The organism is Rhodanobacter thiooxydans (assembly GCF_021545845.1).
GTDB lineage: Bacteria > Pseudomonadota > Gammaproteobacteria > Xanthomonadales > Rhodanobacteraceae > Rhodanobacter.
Genome location: NZ_CP088924.1, coordinates 39,648 through 59,797, shown reverse-complemented (window position 1 = coordinate 59,797; position 20,150 = coordinate 39,648). Strand labels below are relative to the sequence as shown.

Below are 20,150 nucleotides of genomic sequence, written 5' to 3'. Positions count from 1 at the left end.
CAAGCATTGGTCGACATGACGTGCTACTTCGGATGGGTCTGCCCCACTCGCCCGTCAGGTTGCGGGGTCGGGCGCGCCCACCTCGCTACGGAGCTTCTGCAATAGCTCGCGCCGAGCAACGATGGGTTCCTGTTTGACCGTATACGCGCGAATCGCCCGGAGATCGCGTTCGCGGATACCCTTCCCGGCGCCCAACCAAGACCGCACGGCGTCGCCAACGGCGGGGTACTGCTTCGCCACACCATGCAGCCATGCGAGATCCTCGTTGCTGGCCTGCCGATACTCGGCCTTGATGGCGTACCGGCGGATTGCCGGATCTGTCTCCAGCATGTGCCGGTTCCAGGCGAGCCCAGCCAGGATGATGGATGGGGCGACGAGGGTGATCCCGATCCAGACGCCAGCCCCTTCACCAGACGTCATGGACAAAGACAGGCTGCCGGCGAAGAAGCACACCAGGGCCGCCGTGACGAGACACGCGCTGCGGGACATTGATCCGACGGCTGGCGGGTAGTCTGGATGCTGCGCCAGACGTTGGCGCAACTGGGCCTGCGCTTCGGTCTCCGTCAGGCAGTTATGGCTGAACGTCATGGTGTGGTCCTCATAGTCATGGAAGCAGAATGCCCCGTGCTCGGGGTAGCCGCGCGCTGAAATGCGCCGGTCCGCGCGGCTGTTTTCCCCGGCCGAGAGCTGTTCGCGGCGGGCCTACAGGGTTTCAGGGCTGCCCCTCAGTGGAGACGGGCGAGGCCGTGCGCGGCGGCGGCGGTGGCGCCGCTGATGGAATACGGCAGCGCCACGGTGTGGCCTGGCTGGAGGATCGTCGTTGCGTCGATCGTCGGGCCGTCCGGGGTGGTCACCAGCTGGCCGATGTGAACAGCGGCGTGCCCGTTCGGCTCCTGCAGGTGGAACAGGATGCAGGCGCCATCACCCTCGGTGACCGGCGCGCAGGCGACCACACAATACCTTCGAGTCGTGGCGCCTTCGATCGCATTGAGGATGCGCTCGACGCCCATCACGTCGGGCACGGTCTGCACGAAGCGTGCATGGCCCTGCTTCGTGGTCAGCATCAGGAAGTGGACATCGCGCAGCGCCCGCTCCACGGTGTCCAGCGACTCGACCAAGGCTCGAGCAATCCGCCGAGCCTTGGCCAGCAGCTCGCCGCCCGCGGAGGACACCGCGGACGACTGGATCGTAAGGATGGTTCCACTCATTCGGACTCCCTGTCTTCTTGCCTGTTATCCGTGGGCATAGCGACGGTTGGCACCGCCTTGCCCATCCTGACCCTGGCGGCCGCCGTAGCTACCGCCCTGTGCTCCCCCGCCCTGTCCGGCCCGCGCCTCCTGTGCCGCGGTGTAGGAAGTGGCCACCTGCCTTACCACGCGCTCGACCAAGATCGGAGCCACTTTCAGCAGCGTCGACGTCTGGCGGATGAACAGGCTGTGGACCTCACCCATGTCGGCGTAGCTCAGCTGCACCGTGCGCGGCTTGAATGCGTCGGCCTTGCCCTTGCCCATGGTGAACTTGATGGTGCCGGCGTACTGGCCTTCCTGATGCTCGACGTTGAGCCACTTGTCGTCGTGACCGGACAAGTGGAGCTTGCGCAGGTGGCCGTACAGCAGCGCGGTCATGAGCTGCATCTCCACCTTGGTGAGCTGGAAGACGATCTTGTCGTGCCAGTTGTAGACCTTGTTGCTACCAGTGGCCGCATCGATCTGCACCGTCGCTTTTCCGCGCTTCGTGGTGCTGGCCTGGAACTCGAGCGCGGCCCGACCACCGTAGACGTGGGTCGAGTCGTACTCGCGCTGTTCGCCCTGTTGCGGGGTGCGAGGTGCCGGCGCCGACGAACGGCCGCTCGTGTCCTCGTCGCGCGAGGCGGGCTGACGGAAGGCGGACTGCGGCCGGGCTGCAGCGGGCGCGCGGGCCGGCTCCGGGCGGCGCTCCAGGGGGCCAGGGTGGCCGTTCTGGCGCGGTCCCTCGGCACTCCGCTGCTGGCCCTGCTCGGGGCGCCGTGCCGCGGGCGCGTCCTGCGCACCCGCTTGCGGAGACCGGCGTACTTCGCCCGTCGGGCTGTTCGGGGCAGGCATGGCGCTGTTGCGCCGCGACAGCACCGCTACCGTGCCAGTCGCAGCGGCGGGTCCCGGGCCTTCGGTGCCACGCCGGGAAGCGGAGGGTGACCACGGCCGATCGTCCCCGGTAGCGGCGTTCAGGAGCCACTGGCTGATGTCGCGCTTTGCCGTGCCATCGCCGCGAAGCGCGGCCGTGGCGACCGTGCGCACGCGCTCCGGGCCGTGCTGCATGAGCACGCGGAAGGCCTGATGGAAGCCGGCGTCGGCGAAGCCGATGCGAAAGAGCGACTCAAGGAAGCGCGCCGCGGTGACGTAGCGAGTGAGCCACTTCACGCCTTGCTCGTTGCCGGCGTCGGCGAGCTTGAGGACGTCGACCAGATCGTTACCGACCACGGTGCCGAGGCAGGCGAAGGCGCTGGGATCGTTGACGGCGGGCTGCCCCACTTTGGCGGCGATGGCGTTGAAGTCGATCAGGGTGGTCATGGCATTCCTCGCGGGTTAGCGGTCGCGAAACTACCGGGCGGCGGTCTCGCGGCGTGCGACAACCCTGTTGTAACGCCCGCGGGGGCGGCAAAAAGTTCGCACTACTTCTGTAGGATATTGAGCGCCCACGCCCGTCCAGTATTTCGCCCGCCGCGGGTCAGGCGGTCGCCGGCAGTTTCAGAGGGATCACCCAGCCGTTGGCCCTGTCCACGACTGCGCTAAATCGTTCGTTGTCCGCCAAGCGCCGCATCATGTGGACGGGGGCGTAGAGCGCCTCGACGACCACGCATGCGCCGTGCTCGGGGTGGTAAAGCTCCTCACTGGGGCGCGGCTTGTACCCGGGAGGGAGCTGCCCGCAGTCGGCCACGCTTGCCGCGCGCACCTGCTGGGCCTGCGCCTCAGGCGTCAGCTCGATGCTGATGGGTACGCCCAGCGCTTCCATGTAGGCCGTCATGGCGCGGTCCTGTCGCGTCACGATGGTGCCCGTGGCTCCCGCTTCAATCAGCTGGCTGGCCACGCGGACGGGGCCGTGGTCGCAGTCGAACAAGTAAGGGCTCGCCGACGACGGATCACTTTGCCGGTGGTGCCAGGCCAGGTCGGTCAACGTGCGATCGAGCGTCGAATCGTCCGGGTGGAAGAGAACCAGGCGGTCCATGGCACGCGTGATGCCCACGAAGCACAGCCTGCGCTCCTCATCGACATCTTTGTCCGGCAGCGCGCTCGGAAAGACGCCGCGGGTCAGCCCGACCATCATGACGAGCGACCATTCCAGACCCTTGCTGCGGTGGAGTGTGGTCAGCATGACGTGGTCTCCGGCGGGAGGCTCATCGCCCTTGAGTGCTGCCATCGGCCCGAGCACCTCCAGAAACTCATCGATCGAGCCGGCGCGCTCGGCGAGCTTCACGAACGCGTCCAGGTTCCCCAGCGACTCGGCAGCCTGCTCCGGCGTCGGCGCGGCACGCTCGATGACGTCGCGCATACGGGTATGGGCCATGTAGGCCCGCACGATCGTGGCGGCCGGCGCCTGCGCCAGCGTACCGCCCACCAACAGGCGCAGCGCGTCGACGCGCTCGTCGAGGTTCTGCGCGCCGCGCGCGTTCTTGGACCGGATCGACGCGGCGATCTTGGCCAGCATGCCCGGCAGCTCCCGACGCCCGGCGCCCTCCAGATAGGGCTCCATGTCCTCGGCCACCTCGCGCAGGATCTCGTAGGTGATGAACGGGCTGGGCGTCGTGAGGAGAGAGAAGATGAAGTGGACGCGATCTTCGGGCTCTATGATCCAACGCCCGGCGACTAGGCTGACTGCGCACACCAGCGCGGCGATTTCCGGCAGGAACAGGAGGCCTTCGCGGCCGTAGACGTGATACGGCACGCCCGCCTCCGCCAGCTCGATTTCGTAGGGCACAAGGTGGCTGAAGTTGCGCGCCAGCATCGCGGTATCGCGCAGGCGCCCGGCGTGCTCATACGGCGCCAGGAGTTCGACGACACCGGAATCCTTGCCCGCCTTCAAGGGCATCCGCTCCACGCGGGTCTTCGGATTGGCGTTGTCCGCGACCACCAGGCCGAGCCCCTTTTCCTCGCTCAGCGTGATGAGGTTGTTCGCCATCATTGCGATCTCGTGGCCGAACCGGAACGTGCGGCTCATCGGGTAGCGAGTGCAGGGCTGAAATACCTGCTCGAAGTGGCGGGTCATCAACGTGACGCGACTGCCGCGAAAGGCGTAGATGCTCTGCTTGGGATCGCCACAACCCATCACCGAAGCGCGCGTTCCCGCCAGCCCCTGGACCATGAAGAAGCTGATGGCGTTGATGTCCTGGAACTCGTCCACGACGATGCGCTCGTAGCGGTTGGCAAACATCGACCACAGCTCAGGATGTGCGTCCAGATACACCATGGGGCGATAGATCAGATCGTCGTAGAAGATCACCCGCCGCTTCTCCTGGTCCTGAAGTAGCAGCTGGAAGGCGATGACGAACGCGCGGCAGTCCGGAGCGAAGCCGCTCTCCTCGAAGACCTCGGCCGGCGGTCGCAGGTCGGATTTGACGAGCGTGATGAACTGGCTGAACCCCTGGTACTGGGCCTGGGTCGGCGTGGCGGAGCCGCCGGTGCGGGCCCAGGCCTCTTTGAGCGCGCGCCTCGCGAAGGCGTCGGCCTTCTTGCCGGACGTCTCGAGCTTTTCGCGCGGGAGCATGCCGCCGGACACCAGCTGCGCGAGGATGCGGTTGCCGATGGAATGCAGCGTGCGCACGTCAGGGATCGGACCCTCGCCCAGAGCACGTCGCAGCCGGGCCTCAAAGCTCAGCTGGGCGCTCTTGTTGAACATCAGTGCCAGCATCGCGTTGGGATTGCCGCCAGTCTTTACGAGGCGGCGCAGGTAGGCGACGAGCACCGTGGTCTTGCCGGAGCCCGGTGCTGCCTCGACCAAAGCGTGACCCTCGGTATGGCGCACAACGGCCTTCTGCTCTGCTGTGAGTTCGCGTCGTGCGGAGTGACTCATGCCTGCCTCTTGCTTGCGTTCTGCCAATGACAAATACCACGGCCCTTCGGGCCGCCAAACTGAGTGGGGAATGTTTTGCGCGGGTCGATCGCGCGCGCGGCACGGCGTGCGTGCCGGACAAAAGGACTCAGCCATGCGCCCGCGATGGGGTGCATGGGTCAGGACTTTCAGACCGGGAAAGACAACGCCCGAGGCCGCTTGCGCGGCCCCGGGGTTGAGGGGTTACTTCGAGTGTCGGGCGGCCTTCAGCGCCAGCTGATTGAACGGCTGGCGATAGGCGCGCTGGGTGTCGATCCCGACGTCGGCGGTTGTAAGGCCAGCGTCGGGCGCCAGACGCCCGTCGCGCGGAGTCACTGCGCGCGATGAACGAGGGAGAAGCAACGGCGCATTGCCGTATCGCCGATCCTGTTCAAGCATGGCCAGCACCCCCTTGCGGGTTGCCACCAGCAGTTGCGTCAGTGTCATGTGGTACCTCGGGCCGTTGCCACAGCTGCATCCAGACGATGCGACTGCCTCGGATAAACACGCCATCGGATGTTGCCATCGTGATGATGCGACCGTGCTCATCGTAGACGCAAACCTGAGACAGGAAAATGTCCGGGTAGCGATCCGAGCGGCTGGTCGCACTGCGTGCGTCGTAGACGCCGGCAATCGTGGTTCCGTCCTCCAGTCCCACGATGACCGTCCGCGTCTGGCCCGAGTTTAGCTGGAGCCAGACGGCGTCCCAAGCCTGCACGAGGCTTGGCAGCGGCGTTACCCGCTGCAGAGTCCACCTGCCCTCGCTGAGCCACCGCAGTACCGCTCCGGCAAGCCGGAACGGCAAGGCGACCAGGTTGTAGCGGGTGCTCACCGCCGAGGCGAAGCCCAGCACGGCGGGGATGACCACGATGGTCATACCCCAGGTGAAGGGCGATCCGATCAGCAGCAGCGCCAGCTCACTCGCCGAACGCGTCTTGAGCACGGCCGATGGGTCCTGGCCAATGCGGGACAGTACGGCCCAACCGATGGCGAGCATCACGAGGCTGTGCACGAAGTAGCCGATGAGCGCGTGGTTGAGGTCTTTGGCCTCTTCCACAATCGCAAACCGGCGTCTGGTGCGGGTGAAGATGTATCCGGGCACGATCGTCATCACGATGACGAGCAGGCCCTTGAGGGTTGTCACAAACTCCATGGGGTCTCCTTTGCTGGCGTGGCCAGCGGTTTAGAAACCCGCGGACGCACCTCCCCCATCGGGGAGATGTCCCCGCGGGGTGGTGGGTGGCGCCGGCATGGCCGGCAGGGAAGGACGTCGAAGGGACGTCGGAGGTTACGCAGCGCTTTTCAGGTGACCCTGTTGGCGACGCAGTTGGTCAAGCACGCGGCTGGCGACCTGGTCGATGTCCCCGTCGTTGACGACGTGAACGTCGCACAGGTGCGCCTGGTCCTCTTCCGTGTAGCTGCCGTCGGAATCGAAGCCAGGCCGGCTGAGCCAGATGAGCTGGCCGCCGTTGTGGCGGATCCACTGGAACTCCTCGGCGATACGCACACCGGTGACAATGGCGCCGTGACCGGCGAGGAACGACGAGGCGACCGTGGCGGCCATCTTGTCGATCCAGTAGGACTTCAGCATCTGGCGACGCTGGGTACCGTGCCGGACAAGGAGATCGCGAAACGTCATGTCGGGTGAGCCGGGGACGGCCTGCTCCTTCATCACGTCCGAGATCTCGAAGCCCGTGATCGCCTCCACCTCGCCCACGATGGCGTCGGACATGCCGATGACGTCGTAGCGGGTGAGCTTGCGCAGCGCGCGGGCCAGCGTGTCTTTGCCGGAGCGCTTGAATCCAGCAATCCCGATGAGAGCGGTGGGGTGGTGCATGGTTATCTCCTGGTCAAACCCAGGGGACGCAGCGCCCGAAGGGCGTACGCCCCAAGGGGTAGTGGTGGGTGCCGGTGGTGCCGGCTACTTGGTTTGGTTGCGCGCGAATGCCAGGCGCTCCCGCTCCCGCTGGTCGCAGACCTTTCGGAATGCGGCCTGAAACGCTTCCGCATAGGGGCCGATCACCGTCAGCGACTGGCACCGGTTCGGACCCGTGAACAGGCGAGCCATGAATCGCAGCTCCTGCTCCAGTTCCTTCAGCCAGCTCCAATACGCCTTCGTGTCGCCCTCGAAGCCGGCGGGCGGCGAGAACATAGCGTTCTCGCCTACCGCGCCGGGGGTGGTATCGATGCGGGAGTAGTCGCAGATCACAGCTACGCCCGTGCGCCTGCGCGGCGACCGGCACGCACGTCTTCACGCAGGACCTGCCTCAGGCGTGTACGCCATTGCTGCAGCTGCATGATCGCGCGCGCCGCATCGGCGCCCATGGCCATGACGACGTCGTTCCAGTCGATCGACTTCTGTCCTTCGGGGATGGCGAACGGCGGCAAGAGAGCCGTCGCGCGCCGACCGGAGCTTCGAGCACTCTCCACCAACTGATACGCAGCTGCCTGCCCGGCCATGCTGAGGTCGCGATCGCCGAAGACGACGACGACCTCTGCCCAGTCAGGGAGGATCAGATTGCGCATGCCATTGGCATCGAGCGTCGACCACATCGGAATGCCAAGGTCTTCCACCAGTCGCCGAGCGGCGATGGAGGATTCCAGACCTTCACCCACGGCCAGCACACGGTGCGTATGCCGATCGAGGTGCACCGCCGCGCCGCAAGGATCGCGGTCGGAGGTGTGGCTTTCCGCCTTCCTGGCCATCGGCACGTCGGCCTTGGCGCGGCCGTCGTGGGACAGATAGGTGCGGTGCAGGGTGACGGGCTTTCCGTCGAGATGCTGCAGGAGAGCCACCTGGGCAGGAAACTTGCCCAGGTACTCACCCGTCGCATAGTCAACGTACGGAAGCGCCTCGTGGAAACGCAGGCCGGACAGTCCAATCGGACTGCCGAGTCCGCGTGCCTCGAACCAGTTGCGCAACGGCTCGGCGCCGGGATGCTCTGGACCGATCGTGCTGTTCCACGTCCGCTCCAGACGCTGGCGAACCAGCGCATCCTGACGCGCGATCTCTCGCTGGTCTGGTTCCTTGATCGGTGTCGGTGGCGGCAGATGGTTCGTGGTGACGCGGCCGCCCAGGTGGTCGATGACCATCTGCTTGGCCTCCATGAAACTGCAGCCGTACCGCGCCATGAGCACGCGGAATCCGTTGCCCATTTCGTTGTTGCAGGTGCAATGGCAGCCACCACTCACGTCGAAGTCCTTTGCGATCCGGAAATCCGGTTCGACGCGGCGACGACGAGCTGGTGCGTTGGACGTGGCGCCGGGCGTTCCCGAAGTGCGCGCCCCACCGCCGTGGTCGGAGATAGGGCACTTGACCTTCCTACGGTGACCGGCAGCCACGGCGTCCTGCATGCCCGGAATGAGCGCAGACAGGACATCGCCCCAGCGACCACGCAGATTGCTGAGCAGGGTGTTGGTGATCTCCCGCTCGCGCTCGTACGCCTGTCGGCGAGCTTGCTCTTTCGTTTTCATAAAGCCCTCCTTCAGGGGGTCGTTGTGGATGGATTGCCTCGCGTTGCTGTGTGGTAGGGCATGGTGTCTCCTCGCAGTGAGCGGAACCGTGCCCTGGCGGGCTTGGAATCCCGCGTGGGTTGTGACGGCTGGGCCGTCGATGGTGTGTCGGACTCTGAGGCTCCGATGACCTTTCGTGGCATGCCACGGAAAGCACATGAGGAAGGATGCCCTTCCCGATGCCCTCTCAAAAATGCGCCGGTGCTACCTCTCCCGATGTTGCAGGGAGAGGTAGCACCAGTGCGTCAGGCGGCCTGAAGTAAGCGCGACCTGACAAGGTTGAGCAGCACGAACGGAAGTTCAGCGACGTCCGTGATCGGCAGCCAATGCCGGAACAGACCCTTTCCGGCGTCCGTCTGGATACCGAGGCCGAAGACCTCGATCCCAGCACGTTCCGCCGTCAGGATTGCCAGCTCGGCTTCCGCCTCACTGTCCGGTTCGCCATCCGTCAACACGATCATCATGCGGCGGCCAACGTTCTGGCCGAGCAACATGCGATGTGCCAGGAGGACGCCTTCGTCCAGTGGTGTGGACCAGCCGCTCGCAGCGAGGTGGAAGTTCTCCAGGTGCTTGAACGGACCCGAGCCAAAAGGCTTGAGCACGTGGTTACCCGGGAACGCGGTAGCCGCACACTGGACGCCATCGATGCCGGCCATGGCGACGGTGGTGGCGTGCAGCGCCTGGCAAGCCAGTACGACGCGGCCTTCGTCCTTCATCGAACCCGAGTCGTCGGCAACGATGACTACGGCCGTGTCGATGGCAACCTCCTCGGACTGGTGGCGGAAGATGCGTCCGTCACCGGTGCCAATGCGCGACAAGTGCCGGTTGGAGATCTTCCGGCCCCGGTCGCGTACGGACACGTCCCGCTGGGTGAGCGCCTGCATTTCGGATACCAGCTTCATGCGAAGCTGGCCCGTGATCGCAGTGGCCTTCCCCATGTCGTAGGGCGTGGTCGCCAGCTTGAGATCGCCACTGGGTGTGGTGACATCCTTCTGCACTGCCGGTTGCGTCAGGGAGACATGGCCGTCGGAGTCCCGGTCGAGTTGCTCGACCAATTCCTTCAGAGCCTTTGCGATTGCCTCGCTCTTGTCCCCGAACGCCTGGTCGATGTCCTGACCCGCGTCGACGGCTTCGAGATTGGCAATGACCTGGTCAAGGTCAACGGCGCCGCTCTCCTCCCCCTTCTGATCGGTTGCCGGCGTTGCTGCTGGCTCCGTGTCGTCGGTGGTGGCTTGCTGGCCGTCCGCGTCGTCCTCCGCGCTCCCGTCGTCGCCCGAAGGCGATGGCGAGGGCTCGGCCCCGTCGGTGTCACCGTCCTGGTCCTGAGGCGTGGCTGAGGGGTCGGATTGGGCGTTGGCTTTGTCGGCCTCTTCCTTCTCCTTTTTGCGTTCCTCCAGCTCGCTCTTCACCAGGTTGCGGATGTCCCGCGACAACTCGATGGCGTCGGTGGTGTCACCCAGGTACCGGATCCGCGGTAAGAGAGCGTCCATCCGATCAATGAAGCGATCAGAGAACAGCTTCCGGACCACGGACTCGGCCTGCTGTGCGTGCAGCACCAGCGAACCCACGCCCCGATAGTCACACCAGCACCGGTACGCGAGGTAGCCGGTCAGTGCAGCAATCGGTGGTGCACCGTCCTCCACTTCTGCGTAGTGGCCCGTCACGAACATCGCGTTGTTCAGCGCGTCGAGATAGGGCTTGGCGGCAGCGTAGTGGCGAAGGTGCGCGTGCTCCTCGCGGATGTCCTCGATGACGCCGAGGATCTGGTGTGTGAGCGGATCACCGTGAGCTGACTCGCGGAACGCTACGAAGTCGGTGCCGAGGATGTGGCCGATCTCGTGGTGCAGCAGTCCGTAGGCCAGGGTGAGCATAAGAACGAACGTGTCGATGTCCGTCCTGTCGCTCGGAATGGGCAGATCCATCATGTAGATGGTCTCCCCGTCGGTGGCGCCGAGCGTATGGCCATGCTGGATGGTCACACGCTTGCCGCCGGTGGTGGTCAAAGCGTTGGCGAGGATCGGCAGGGAGCCGAGCGCCGCTTTTGCCGAGCGGATCATGTCCTCGGGCCGCAGAGCGGCACCGAGGAATAGATCACGCAAGAGCTGCTTGTGCTCTTGAACGTGCATGGTGGGAACTCCTTACAGGGTAACCGTCAGGCAGCGGCGTCGGCCGGAGCGCGGAGCGGTGTTGGTGGGAACGACGGCAGGTGCCGCCTCGGAGGGGTCCGCCGCCTCTTCGGGCATGGCCGGAATGGCCAGCTCGGGTTGGACGGAGGTCTGTTTGGCTTCGGCCAGGTAGTCCTGGAGCAGAGCCTTGCCCTTGGCGAGCAACTGGTGGGGATTGGCCAACTCGGTCAGGACCGATACCGCTGTGTAGGCGTTGGTCATGTTGAGCGTGCCCTGGGCGGGCATGTGGTCCAGCACGTCCTGCAGCGAGTCGGCAGCCGGGCCTACGTCAGGATGAAGAAAGGCGAAGGCCTTCAGCTTCCGGACCAGCTTGCGGATACCGTCCAACTGCGACTGGAGCAGCTTCGATTTGCCTTTGACTTTCGTCAGCAGCTTCTCGGCGCCGTCCTGGATGGACTGGAGCATGTCGGGCAATGCCTGCTCGGCCATTTCCCGGTAGTGCTGGTTGGCCAGACTTCCCGGGTTATCGCCGTCCGGCGCCGCCATCCGGAAGATGGAGATGCCGAACTTGCAGCGGTTGCGCACCTGCATTTCGGTGGGTCGGGCCTGCGCAAGGATGAAGGCCCAGTCGGGAAACTTCTCCTCCTGTTCCTGGTATGCCTCGGGCAGCCTTGCGATCAACTTATCCAGCGCCTGCTGGAAGTCGCCCTCGAAGCCCGGCAGGGCATCGATGAAGTCCTTGGCGCGATCGGAGGACACGGCAATGCCAGTGCCCGCGAACGAGAAGCCTTCGGCCTTCAGGAATCGCTCGATGGCCTTGCGGACACTCTCCATACCGGCGAGCTCCTTGGGATCCACGAGCACCTTGCGTCCGTCGGACATGAGTGCCTTGGGGGGCATCTTGTCCTTATCGACATCCGGCAGATCTTGGTCGCGTTCGACTTTGACCGTGCCGCTCCATACGCGAAGGTTCGAGTTGATGATGACCAGGTGCTCAGCAGGGAGCACGTTGGTTGCGGCGGGAGTGTTCATAGTGGTGAGCCTCGGGTGTGTAACCGACCGAGACGCACCCCCCGAACGGGAGATGTGTCCCGATCGGGGTGGTGGTGGTTTGCAGGCTGTGACCCCCTGCGTGGGTTTCTGCAAGCGACGCTTGCGAAAAGGCTCCGCCACTGCTTGACGGTGCACACCCCTCGGATGTGCACGGCGAAACGGTGCGAAGAGCCCGGGTGCCTTTCGGCACCCGGTCTTCTACGGACGTCACATGGTCATGCGAAGTCCGGGTCTACGGTTTCCCATACAAGCGCCGACGCGAATCGGACGCTGCAGGGCACGGATGGCGTAGAGGCGTTCGAGGATGGCTTCGTCCACCATCCCCTTGGCTTGCGCTGCCGCTATCAGGGTTCCCAGCTCACGCGGGTCGCCTTCGAGATTGCTCACGACGACGTTGGTACCCGCGGTCAATGCGAAGAGCAGTCCAGCCCCTTCGGCATAGGCTTCAGGCACCTCGCAGACGAGGTTGCGCTGACCGAACTTCTGGTCGAGCGAGACGAGAGCACCGCCGATCACCCACCAGGTGTCTTCCACCAGCGCGAGATCGGACACTTCCCTCTCGTCCACCTTCATGAGGGCCAATGCCTGCACCAGGCTGTCCAGCTCCAGCTCGCCGCTGACTTTGAAGCTCAGGGTGTGCTGGTTGCCGGCGTCACTGTCGCTGACGATGTGGAATCCGCGATCCAGGCACTCCTCCACCCGGGCCGTGACAAACGAGCCCAAGGGCTCGTTTATCAGTGCCGGTGGAAAGGTTCTGGACTTCATCCGGGTGAGGCTGTTGCCCTCCTGGACGACGACCGAACCGTCCTCTTTCGCCTCGATCTGCACGTGGAGAGCCGACTGCCGATTGAACAGCCGAATCATCACTTGCTCCCGAAGACGAGTTCGAACAGCGCGTTCACGGTGGCCTGCTCGGCGTCCGTGAGGACGGCCGTGTAGACCGGTCGAAGCGCGTACAACGGCACGTTGAAGCCGGGCTTCTCCAAGTACTCAAACGACGCAGTCAGATCGAGCCAATCGATCAGGTTGCGCCGGCCGAAGTCGAGCGAGAGCCGGTGGGTGGTGCCCTTGCCGTCCGCGAAACCCGACATCGGGTCAGCCGCCCGGTGGATCATGGTCATGAACCGTGCGTAGCCTTTGACCACATCGTCGTCCATCTCCGGGTACAGCTTGGCGATGAAGTCGGCTTCGGCCTTCTCGCTCGCATGTTCCATCACGAACTTGAAGAAGCGGTCCAGCACAGCGATGTTCTGCTGCCGGGTGCCCGCGTAGCCCCCTGCCCGGTCCTCCATGAACATGGAGTTGCAGGTAGCGAAGACGCAGAAGCCGCGCTTGGCGACAATCACTTCACCCGTTTCCGGGATCGTGTAGCGACCAATGTCGATCAGGTCATTAAGCGCCGCCAGCTCGGCCGGTTGCGCCAGGTCGATCTCCTCGATGATGGCCGGGTAGCCACCTTCAGCTGCCTGCCACAGTGCGCCCGGTTCGACCACGATGTCTCCGCCCACAAGGGTGCGCGAATAGACCGAGTCGGCCGAGGTCATGTTCGGGCCCCAGCTCATGCGTGCTGCCGGGATGCCCTGACGAGCGAGTCGCTGTGCGAGGTAGCTCGACTTGCCGGTGCCTTTCGGCCCCATGACGAGCAGGCCGCGGCGTGGAGCCGACGGGAGACGCTCCCACTCACGGTTCAAGCACACCGTGATCAGCCGGTCCAGATCGACGTTGTCGAACTGGTAGTCCGGGTTGAGCGGCACCAGGTGCGGGTGGCGTTCGGTTCCGGTGTAGACGTACACGCCGTTGCCGGCGTAGGCGTCCAGTCCCAGAGCAGCGAGATCGCTGGTTGCGACCTTGTAGCTTCGCTGTTCGACCGCGTTGGCCTCGTACAGATCCGGGAACTCCGACTGCTGGAGCGCGAGGAGCTTGTCGTCGACGGTGATGGTGTTGAGGGCGGGGTTATACATGGGTCTCTCCAAAGAAAAAGGAGAGTCCGCCCCCAAGGGGAGCGGACTCCCCGTTGGGGTGATCAGACGGCGATAGCCATCTGGTAGGACTGACCGAAGACTCGGTCGATGATCTCGTCGATGCCGCGTTCGAGCGGGTCAACGATGGTGGTTTGCAGCTTCACTTCCTTCCGCGCGTCTTCCGCGTCGAACCCGAGGGCATCGACGCACTCGCGAAAGGACAGCGGGGCCTCCTGATCGGAGAGGATCCAGGCGATGGCGTCCTCGTTGCCGCCTTCGGCGTCGAGAATGGCCTGACGGAGCACCTTTGCGTGCGGGAGCTCCGCACCGTAGGCCTTCTTGATCCACAGCCGTGCCTGATTGCGCAGGACGTCCGGGTCTTGCTGGCCAACATCGACCAGCTCGCCGTTTTCGGGATCGGGAAGCTCCATCTTGAACAGCCGGCAGCACTCCTCGAACGAGAAGGTCTCCGACGGATTGCCGCGGAACATCCAGGCAATGATCTCGGCGGCTCGTACCGACTTCCGCTCGCACATCGCCCGCAGGGTCTGCAGACTTTCGTTCAGCAGGATGGAGTGGAGACGGTACATACCGTCGTCGCTCCAGGTGTAGCCGTTGACCTCCTCTTCCTTCCGAGCGTGAGCGCGGTAGGCGATCTTTCGCGGTGTCGCTCGGAAGGACAGCTTGAGTCGGTATTGGCAGCCCTTGACGCGCTTACCTTTGGGCTTGGGCTGGCGATTGCGTTTGGCCTTGGCGCCGTCGCCGAACAGAAGCAGCTGGCAAACCTCTGCCTTCTGCTGCTGCGTGCTGGTGACGGTGGAACGGGGTTCCCTCCGGATGGAGGCCACGACGCGACGAGCGCGCACCACTACGGGCGTGCGCAAGCGTGCAGCCCAGCGGGCCGCAGTCTTGGTAAACATGGGTGAAACTCCTCTGGCGAAAGGCCGAGAGGAGTCCCGGGCGGGATCTCGTCCCGGCCGGGTGGGTGGTGTTGCGTGCTGACTGTGACCCTCAGCGTGGGTTTACCTGCAAGGCAGGTAGGAACCGTATCGAGATCGCCAGAGGAGTGGGATTCGATGGCGTAGATTTATCACAAGCGAGGGCAAAAAAAAACCAGGGGCATGAGCCCCTGGTCGGTTGGTGGTGACGCACGTGGCGCGCGTCGTCGGTGTGCCCTTAGGCAGCGGCTTGGATTTCCTTCAGTGCTCCCTTTTCGTCGAACGACACGATGAAGCGACGGCCGGCGAAGCGCGGAGACTGATCGGTGAGCCGGTTCGCGCGGTTGAGGCGCAGCTCCAGCAGGTGCTCGGGCGATGTCGCCACCAGTTCCGCGTGAGCGGCCTCCAATTTGGCGACGTCGTCGTCTTCCTCACTCTCCTGCCAGCTGCCGAACTCGTCCACGTAGGAGCTGAACAGGCGAATGGATCCCATGATGCTCTCGCGCCGGACGATGTGAATAACCCTGCGCCACGAGTCCTGCGGATCGGTGAGAACGATCATGTCCACCTCATGCGCTTCACCAGTGGAGATGCGCGTGATGCGGATGCGATCGACTGCGGAACAGCGAACGAGGTACTCGGTAAGCTCGACGAGCTGGGACCGACCCTCCCCTTCGACATCGACTTGGAAGGCGTCGTCGCTGAGGTCTTCTGCGGCCGCTTGCGTCAGCCAATGGGAGTCGCTGAGGTAGCCGGTCGTCTCCCACGTGAAGTAACCGCTAGCGGCGGTCCAAGCGTGGGCCACGGCGCAGTCACCCTCGGGGAGCAGGACAACCCCCTTGGCCAGGATCTCATCCTTCGAGAGGACCCCATCGAGCACGGGGCGATCATCGTCGGAATTGGCCCGACCCGGACGCCGGGACTGCCAGTCAACAAACCACTCCCCGAGAACGAAGGGGACGTCATCGAGCAGCTCTGGACATCCCCACGTCGCACAATGGCGGGCGTGGGCCAAGAGGAAGTCGCGCGGCTCCATGGTCGCCTTGAGGCGACGCAGGGTCTCCTGGGCCACCTCGGTGAGGCCCGCTCGTATCCGGCGCCTCGCGCCCGCGCCATCAACCAGATGCAGCCGGTCAGGCAAACGTGCGCGGAACGAGGAGTCGAGGTGGATCACCGTCTGGCGGCCACGCTGTCGGTCCAACTCGACAGGCAGACCCTGCACGTAGGTGGCTCCGACACCGTCGGCCAGGCACAAGCGCACCTTGCCGAAGCTCGTAGACACGAACGCATCGTCCTCGGCGTCAGGGCGCAACAGGGCCGTGCCGTTGAAGAACACCGGAACGGGAAAGCCGCGTACCGCCGCGTTCAGCATGCGGGCAACCGCGGCGATCGGATCATTCGGTATGCCCGCCGAGGCGCCGTGCACGCTGAAGCCGTACAGGGTGATGGTGGTACCGACCAGCTCGTGCGCAACGGGAACCACGACCACGGGATCGCCGGCGAGCACGTGCTCGGTCATGGCAACGAAGCCGCGCGCCGGGCTGCCGTAGGTTCGAGTAGCAACCCGGATCGAATCGCAGGCGTACAACGCCGCGAGGAAGCCCATCCCAAACGGGCGATCTTCCTCGATGACGCTGCTGTCCCAATCGGACGATGCCTTCAGCAGGAGCTGCTGTAGGTCTGCGATGCCGTGACCGTTATCGGTCACGCTGAGGGTCTGACCGTCAAAGGTCACGTCGATGTGCGTTGCACCAGCGCGCCGCGCGTTCTGGAGCAGCTCACCGTAGACACTGGCCGGAGAAAAGGCCTCGCGCAGGTTTGTGAACAGGGCACGCTCGTCGGCCTGCAGACGGATGGTGTTATTCATGGTGTGTACCTCTAGGTGAAACGCCACGGCGCGGGGCACGTGGCGTGTTGGGTGGTGGATCAGGAAAGGATGCGGCCCCTATCGGGGCCGCAAAGGTGTGGGAACTAAGCCGCGCGCCGTGCCGTAGTGGCCAGCAGAGCATCGACGTAGCCGAGGTCGTCAAGCCCGATCTCGATTTCAGGGCACGCACGCCCGAGGGCGTGCACGTGGGCCAGCGTCTGAATGACGCTGTCCGCGCGGCCCCCTTCCGGGGTGAGTCGGATGGCCTTGCGACCGTAGGTATGCGGCTCAATCCGACCTTGCGTTGCCAGAGCCTGGAAAAACGGGCTCTGCTCGAGCGCAGCATCGGCATCGCCGATGACCACGCGGGAGTGCAACAAAGGCATGAGCCCGTCCCAGCCGGTTACGGCCTTGGCGAGGAGACGGCGGTACTTACGGATGTACTGCTCGGCCGTGATGGATCCGGAGGCGCGCCGCGTGCCCATACAGGTGCTGCCGCTTTCGGCGGAGACTGAGACCAGCGCAACGCGCTCCATGACATCGTCGTGGTCGCCCAGTACCGCCAGGAGCCAGCGCCGTGCAAGCACCTCACGCTCGCGCCCATTGGCGCTGCGCTTGATGGTTGTCACGTTCGAGTCACCCCCTTCTACGAGGGCGACATACAACGTCGCCGGCGCGTTCGCCGGCATGGTGACCCCGTCGGCGACGGACGTGGTGTCGATAGCGATCGCGACGTGGCGATATTCAAGAAACGAGCTCATGCGAATCTCCGTGTGAGGAAAAGCGCCGAGCACGCCACGCCCGTGGGCAATGGTCATGCCCGGCGAGGGTGGTGGAAGGAAGGTTTAGAACAGCGATGCCATTGCGGGCGCCGTGATCTCGGTGAGCCGTTGCTGGCTGGTCGCGTCGAGGGTGATGCTGGAGCGGTACGCGCTGGTCACCTTGTGGAGGCCGTACGTGTCCGTTTCCAAGTCGGCAACAGACGTTGCCGGACTCATCTCCATGTTGAGTTCCCAGCCGCCATCGTCTCGGCGAGTGGGCGTCCAGCCACGCGCTGCGAACCAGGTTTGGTCGGAGCCGTCGCCACCGTCGTAATAGGCGAACGATGCGTGCATGCGAAGGCCAGCGAGCACCTCAACGGCCGCCTGGCCCGTCAGGGCTTCGGCGATCGCCATTCGGTGCATTGCGATGTAGTCCTCCGGGAGCATGCGCCTCTCGGCGCCTGGACTGCCCACGGTGAGGTAGCCACGAACGGTGGCCGCCGAACGGGAGCAAAAGGTCTGCATCTGGTGGTAGGAAGCGAGTGCCGCGTGGAGTTGCCAACGCGGCGCGCCACCCTCCTCTTCCTCGAGCAGGAAGCTGAGGTGCACGGCCTGGCCCGGATAGGCGATGAACTGGCCCATCCGGGGCCATAGAGCCTCGATCTCGCGCTCGAGGTGTTGCAATCCCACGCGAAGGTGGAGATGCCGGCGCTCGATACGCACAGTGGTGTCTACGGTCTTCATGACGATTCCTCGGGGTGAACGCCCGGCGGACTCGCTGCCCGGCGGGCAGGAGGCCCGTGGGCGGTGGTGGTGGGTGCCGACTGTGAGCTTCGGCGTAGCTTCAACCTGCCAGGCAGGTGGAAAGGTCTTTCCTATGCACGAGGCTGCATGGGAAAGACCTCTCCCGATTGGGAGAGGTGCTGGGTTATTCCGTGACCGGTTCCGGCTCGGGAATCTGGCTGACCTTCGCGTAATAGGTCATCCACGCGTTGATCGCCGCAGGTGCCGCCGCGAGCGCCGTGTCCGCGTCCGCATAGGGGCCGTGGACGAAGGCGGGGGCGAACCCGGGGGTGCCTTTCTCGCGCGCGACAACCGCCATGTAGAGGCCGTGCGGACGGTGGTCATCGGTCAGGTGCCGGGTGGTGGTCTTCACCTCCCAGAGCTGGTCTGCCGTCGGTTGCCACATATCGTGGTGGTGGGTCATGGTGAGTCCTCAGTGGACAGCCGCGTTGCGCGGCAGTATTGGGTTGCTGGGTGCGCGCCGCATCGCTAGGCTTGGCGCCCCGCATGGAGGCCTGCCTTTTGAATCGACGTGATGATGGGTTGCTGGAACTGGATGCCGCCGAGCGAGAACTGTTCGGTGCATTCGTGCGACCGGACGTCCCGTCGGTGCTCTCCGCACCTGATTTGGCTCAGCTGGTCGAAGAGGCTCGATCGGCATTGACGCCGGATAGCCGGCCCGATCACTTCATCGTGCTGGGGCTTCTTTTGCAGCTCGCCGATGAAGCCAACGCTTCAGTGCTTGCGGGCCGTTGTTAGCAACGGCGCTACCTGCACCCGGCACTCGTCGTAAAGCTCAGGGCACTCGGCCATGATCTTCGGCGTGGCCTCCATGATCGCCATCACGCGTCGCGCGATCCGGATGTCACTTCTGACAACGTCGACCAGGATGGCCAGGCCGCGCTTGATGTCCGGCACGTCGCCGAAGATCACGAGCATCATGGCTTCGGCCATCTTCTTGGTGACGGCAAGGTCGTCCCACAGCTCGCTCTGCCGTGGCTTGCGTTCGTAACTCATAGGGTTGTCCTTTGAAGACGGATCACTCCCCTGCGGGAGTGACCCGCGAGGGTGGTGGTGGTCGTTCAACCCGCGGCGCGGCGGGATGGGTTTCGTGCGAAGCGAAGCTTGCCGCTCATGGCGCGCGTGAGGATTTCGCCCTCAGCGGCCTCGAAGTACGACTGGGCCTTCACTGCTGTCGTCTCACCGCGCAGAACCTGCAGCACCTCGTCGAGGGCGGCATGTCGCTGCAACAGTTCGTCGTTATCCAGCTCGGAGAAGGACGCGATGTCGAAGTCGGTGGTCATGGGTAGCTCCAATCTCGGCGTGCCGACCGAGTAGAAAATGGATGCTCCCCGTGGCACCGCGGGGAGGTTGAAACCCGCCGGTGCAGACGCATGCCCGCGCGGGCAAGGTCTGCCCGGCTGGCAAAGTGGTGAAAAGCGAAGGTAAGGGTCAGCGACTCGCTGATTGGACGAGTGCGCCGATGTGCTCGAGCGCGTGATCGGGGTCGATGGTGCCCATGGTCACAACGCGAGCCGCGGCCCACCGGCCAAATGGCTCGGCGACCTCGTAGGCGAAGCAAGCAGTCAGCTCGACACCGTGCGAAGCGAAGTCGACCGCGGCGGCCCATTCGAGGACTTCTGCGATGACATCCAACTCCGACCCGATATAGGACATGAGCCGTGCCATGTACGTACCAGCGCCCTTGGCGATGTACGCAATGGTCAGCGGATCGATGCTGCCCTTGCCGACCCAGGTGGCCAGTTCACGGGCCGAATCACCGTCGTGTGCGTCGCCGACGCATACGGGGTGTCCTTGGTCATCACACCGATACACGCCCCAGAACTGGGCCTCACCGGGTGAACAAGGTTCGACGTGCGACTGTTTGCTGTTGCCGACCAGCTTTCGCGGCCCGAAGGAAGCGAGCTGGACGTTCTTATTGTCACGCACCCATTGATCAGTGCTGCTCATGTGGAAACTCCATCCCGGTGTGCCGACCAGGTCGAAAGATGGAAGCTCCCCGAGGCACGGCGGGGAGAGAAATCCCGCCGAAGCGATGGATGCGATTGCCGCGACAGGACGCCGAG

22 protein-coding genes are annotated in these 20,150 nt (G+C 64.6%); 1 reads left to right on the top strand and 21 read right to left on the bottom strand.

Going from position 1 to position 20,150, the window contains the following annotated elements; genetic code table 11:
- Positions 1–54: 54 nt before the first annotated feature.
- The 18 genes from LRK53_RS18420 to LRK53_RS18335 all read right to left on the bottom strand — a co-directional run bounded on the left by LRK53_RS18420 (position 55) and on the right by LRK53_RS18335 (position 18,487).
- Complete coding sequence (locus LRK53_RS18420; RefSeq protein ID WP_235642835.1) at positions 55–588, bottom strand: hypothetical protein; 534 nt, start codon at positions 586–588, stop codon at positions 55–57.
- 137 nt (positions 589–725) lie between these two features.
- On the bottom strand, positions 726–1,208 hold the full coding sequence (locus LRK53_RS18415) for a hypothetical protein (RefSeq protein WP_235642834.1): 483 nt from the start codon (positions 1,206–1,208) through the stop codon (positions 726–728).
- Between the two features lie 24 nt (positions 1,209–1,232).
- The gene (locus LRK53_RS18410; protein ID WP_235642833.1) at positions 1,233–2,546 is read right to left on the bottom strand and encodes a hypothetical protein; all 1,314 of its coding nucleotides are present in this window, start codon (positions 2,544–2,546) and stop codon (positions 1,233–1,235) included.
- Between the two features lie 157 nt (positions 2,547–2,703).
- Complete coding sequence (locus tag LRK53_RS18405) at positions 2,704–5,043, bottom strand: ATP-dependent helicase (protein WP_235642832.1); 2,340 nt, start codon at positions 5,041–5,043, stop codon at positions 2,704–2,706.
- A 222-nt stretch (positions 5,044–5,265) separates the two neighbouring features.
- Positions 5,266–5,508 carry a hypothetical protein gene (locus LRK53_RS18400; RefSeq protein WP_235642831.1) on the bottom strand — a complete coding sequence of 81 codons (243 nt, stop codon included), beginning with the start codon at positions 5,506–5,508 and terminating at the stop codon, positions 5,266–5,268.
- Positions 5,453–6,214 (bottom strand): DUF6338 family protein, encoded by a 762-nt coding sequence (locus tag LRK53_RS18395; protein WP_235642830.1) that lies wholly within the window; start codon positions 6,212–6,214, stop codon positions 5,453–5,455. Before LRK53_RS18395 ends, LRK53_RS18400 begins: the two co-directional genes overlap by 56 nt.
- Positions 6,215–6,349: 135 nt before the next feature.
- A complete protein-coding gene (locus tag LRK53_RS18390; RefSeq protein ID WP_235642829.1) occupies positions 6,350–6,898 on the bottom strand; it encodes a hypothetical protein in 549 nt (182 codons plus the stop codon).
- Positions 6,899–6,982: 84 nt separating this feature from the next.
- Positions 6,983–7,270, bottom strand: coding sequence for a hypothetical protein (locus LRK53_RS18385; protein ID WP_235642828.1), 288 nt, complete (start codon positions 7,268–7,270; stop codon positions 6,983–6,985).
- A 2-nt stretch (positions 7,271–7,272) separates the two neighbouring features.
- Positions 7,273–8,535, bottom strand: coding sequence for a DUF7146 domain-containing protein (locus LRK53_RS18380; protein ID WP_235642827.1), 1,263 nt, complete (start codon positions 8,533–8,535; stop codon positions 7,273–7,275).
- Between the two features lie 284 nt (positions 8,536–8,819).
- A complete protein-coding gene (locus tag LRK53_RS18375; RefSeq protein WP_235642826.1) occupies positions 8,820–10,700 on the bottom strand; it encodes a vWA domain-containing protein in 1,881 nt (626 codons plus the stop codon).
- Positions 10,701–10,712: 12 nt separating this feature from the next.
- Positions 10,713–11,732 (bottom strand): DUF3150 domain-containing protein, encoded by a 1,020-nt coding sequence (locus tag LRK53_RS18370; protein WP_235642825.1) that lies wholly within the window; start codon positions 11,730–11,732, stop codon positions 10,713–10,715.
- Between the two features lie 228 nt (positions 11,733–11,960).
- The gene (locus LRK53_RS18365) at positions 11,961–12,617 is read right to left on the bottom strand and encodes a hypothetical protein (protein ID WP_235642824.1); all 657 of its coding nucleotides are present in this window, start codon (positions 12,615–12,617) and stop codon (positions 11,961–11,963) included.
- Positions 12,617–13,714, bottom strand: a complete 1,098-nt coding sequence (locus tag LRK53_RS18360; RefSeq protein WP_235642823.1) for an AAA family ATPase — start codon at positions 13,712–13,714, stop codon at positions 12,617–12,619. Before LRK53_RS18360 ends, LRK53_RS18365 begins: the two co-directional genes overlap by 1 nt.
- Positions 13,715–13,776: 62 nt before the next feature.
- The gene (locus tag LRK53_RS18355) at positions 13,777–14,634 is read right to left on the bottom strand and encodes a hypothetical protein (RefSeq protein ID WP_235642822.1); all 858 of its coding nucleotides are present in this window, start codon (positions 14,632–14,634) and stop codon (positions 13,777–13,779) included.
- Positions 14,635–14,890: 256 nt separating this feature from the next.
- Positions 14,891–16,519, bottom strand: coding sequence for an ATP-binding protein (locus LRK53_RS18350; protein ID WP_235642821.1), 1,629 nt, complete (start codon positions 16,517–16,519; stop codon positions 14,891–14,893).
- A gap of 104 nt (positions 16,520–16,623) precedes the next feature.
- Entirely contained in the window at positions 16,624–17,280 is a 657-nt protein-coding gene (locus tag LRK53_RS18345) for a hypothetical protein (RefSeq protein ID WP_235642820.1), read from the bottom strand.
- A gap of 84 nt (positions 17,281–17,364) precedes the next feature.
- Positions 17,365–18,024, bottom strand: coding sequence for a hypothetical protein (locus LRK53_RS18340; RefSeq protein WP_235642819.1), 660 nt, complete (start codon positions 18,022–18,024; stop codon positions 17,365–17,367).
- Positions 18,025–18,208: 184 nt separating this feature from the next.
- Complete coding sequence (locus tag LRK53_RS18335; RefSeq protein ID WP_235642818.1) at positions 18,209–18,487, bottom strand: hypothetical protein; 279 nt, start codon at positions 18,485–18,487, stop codon at positions 18,209–18,211.
- A gap of 98 nt (positions 18,488–18,585) precedes the next feature.
- Between LRK53_RS18335 and LRK53_RS18330 the strand changes: the two genes are divergently transcribed.
- The gene (locus tag LRK53_RS18330; protein WP_235642817.1) at positions 18,586–18,822 is read left to right on the top strand and encodes a hypothetical protein; all 237 of its coding nucleotides are present in this window, start codon (positions 18,586–18,588) and stop codon (positions 18,820–18,822) included.
- On the opposite strand, the gene LRK53_RS18325 is transcribed toward LRK53_RS18330, so the two are convergent.
- The 3 genes from LRK53_RS18325 to LRK53_RS18315 form a co-directional block, all read right to left on the bottom strand.
- Positions 18,799–19,080 (bottom strand): hypothetical protein, encoded by a 282-nt coding sequence (locus LRK53_RS18325; RefSeq protein ID WP_235642816.1) that lies wholly within the window; start codon positions 19,078–19,080, stop codon positions 18,799–18,801. The genes LRK53_RS18330 and LRK53_RS18325 overlap by 24 nt on opposite strands.
- Before the next feature lie 65 nt (positions 19,081–19,145).
- Complete coding sequence (locus LRK53_RS18320) at positions 19,146–19,367, bottom strand: hypothetical protein (RefSeq protein ID WP_235642815.1); 222 nt, start codon at positions 19,365–19,367, stop codon at positions 19,146–19,148.
- Positions 19,368–19,515: 148 nt separating this feature from the next.
- Entirely contained in the window at positions 19,516–20,034 is a 519-nt protein-coding gene (locus tag LRK53_RS18315) for a hypothetical protein (protein ID WP_235642814.1), read from the bottom strand.
- Positions 20,035–20,150 lie beyond the last annotated feature (116 nt).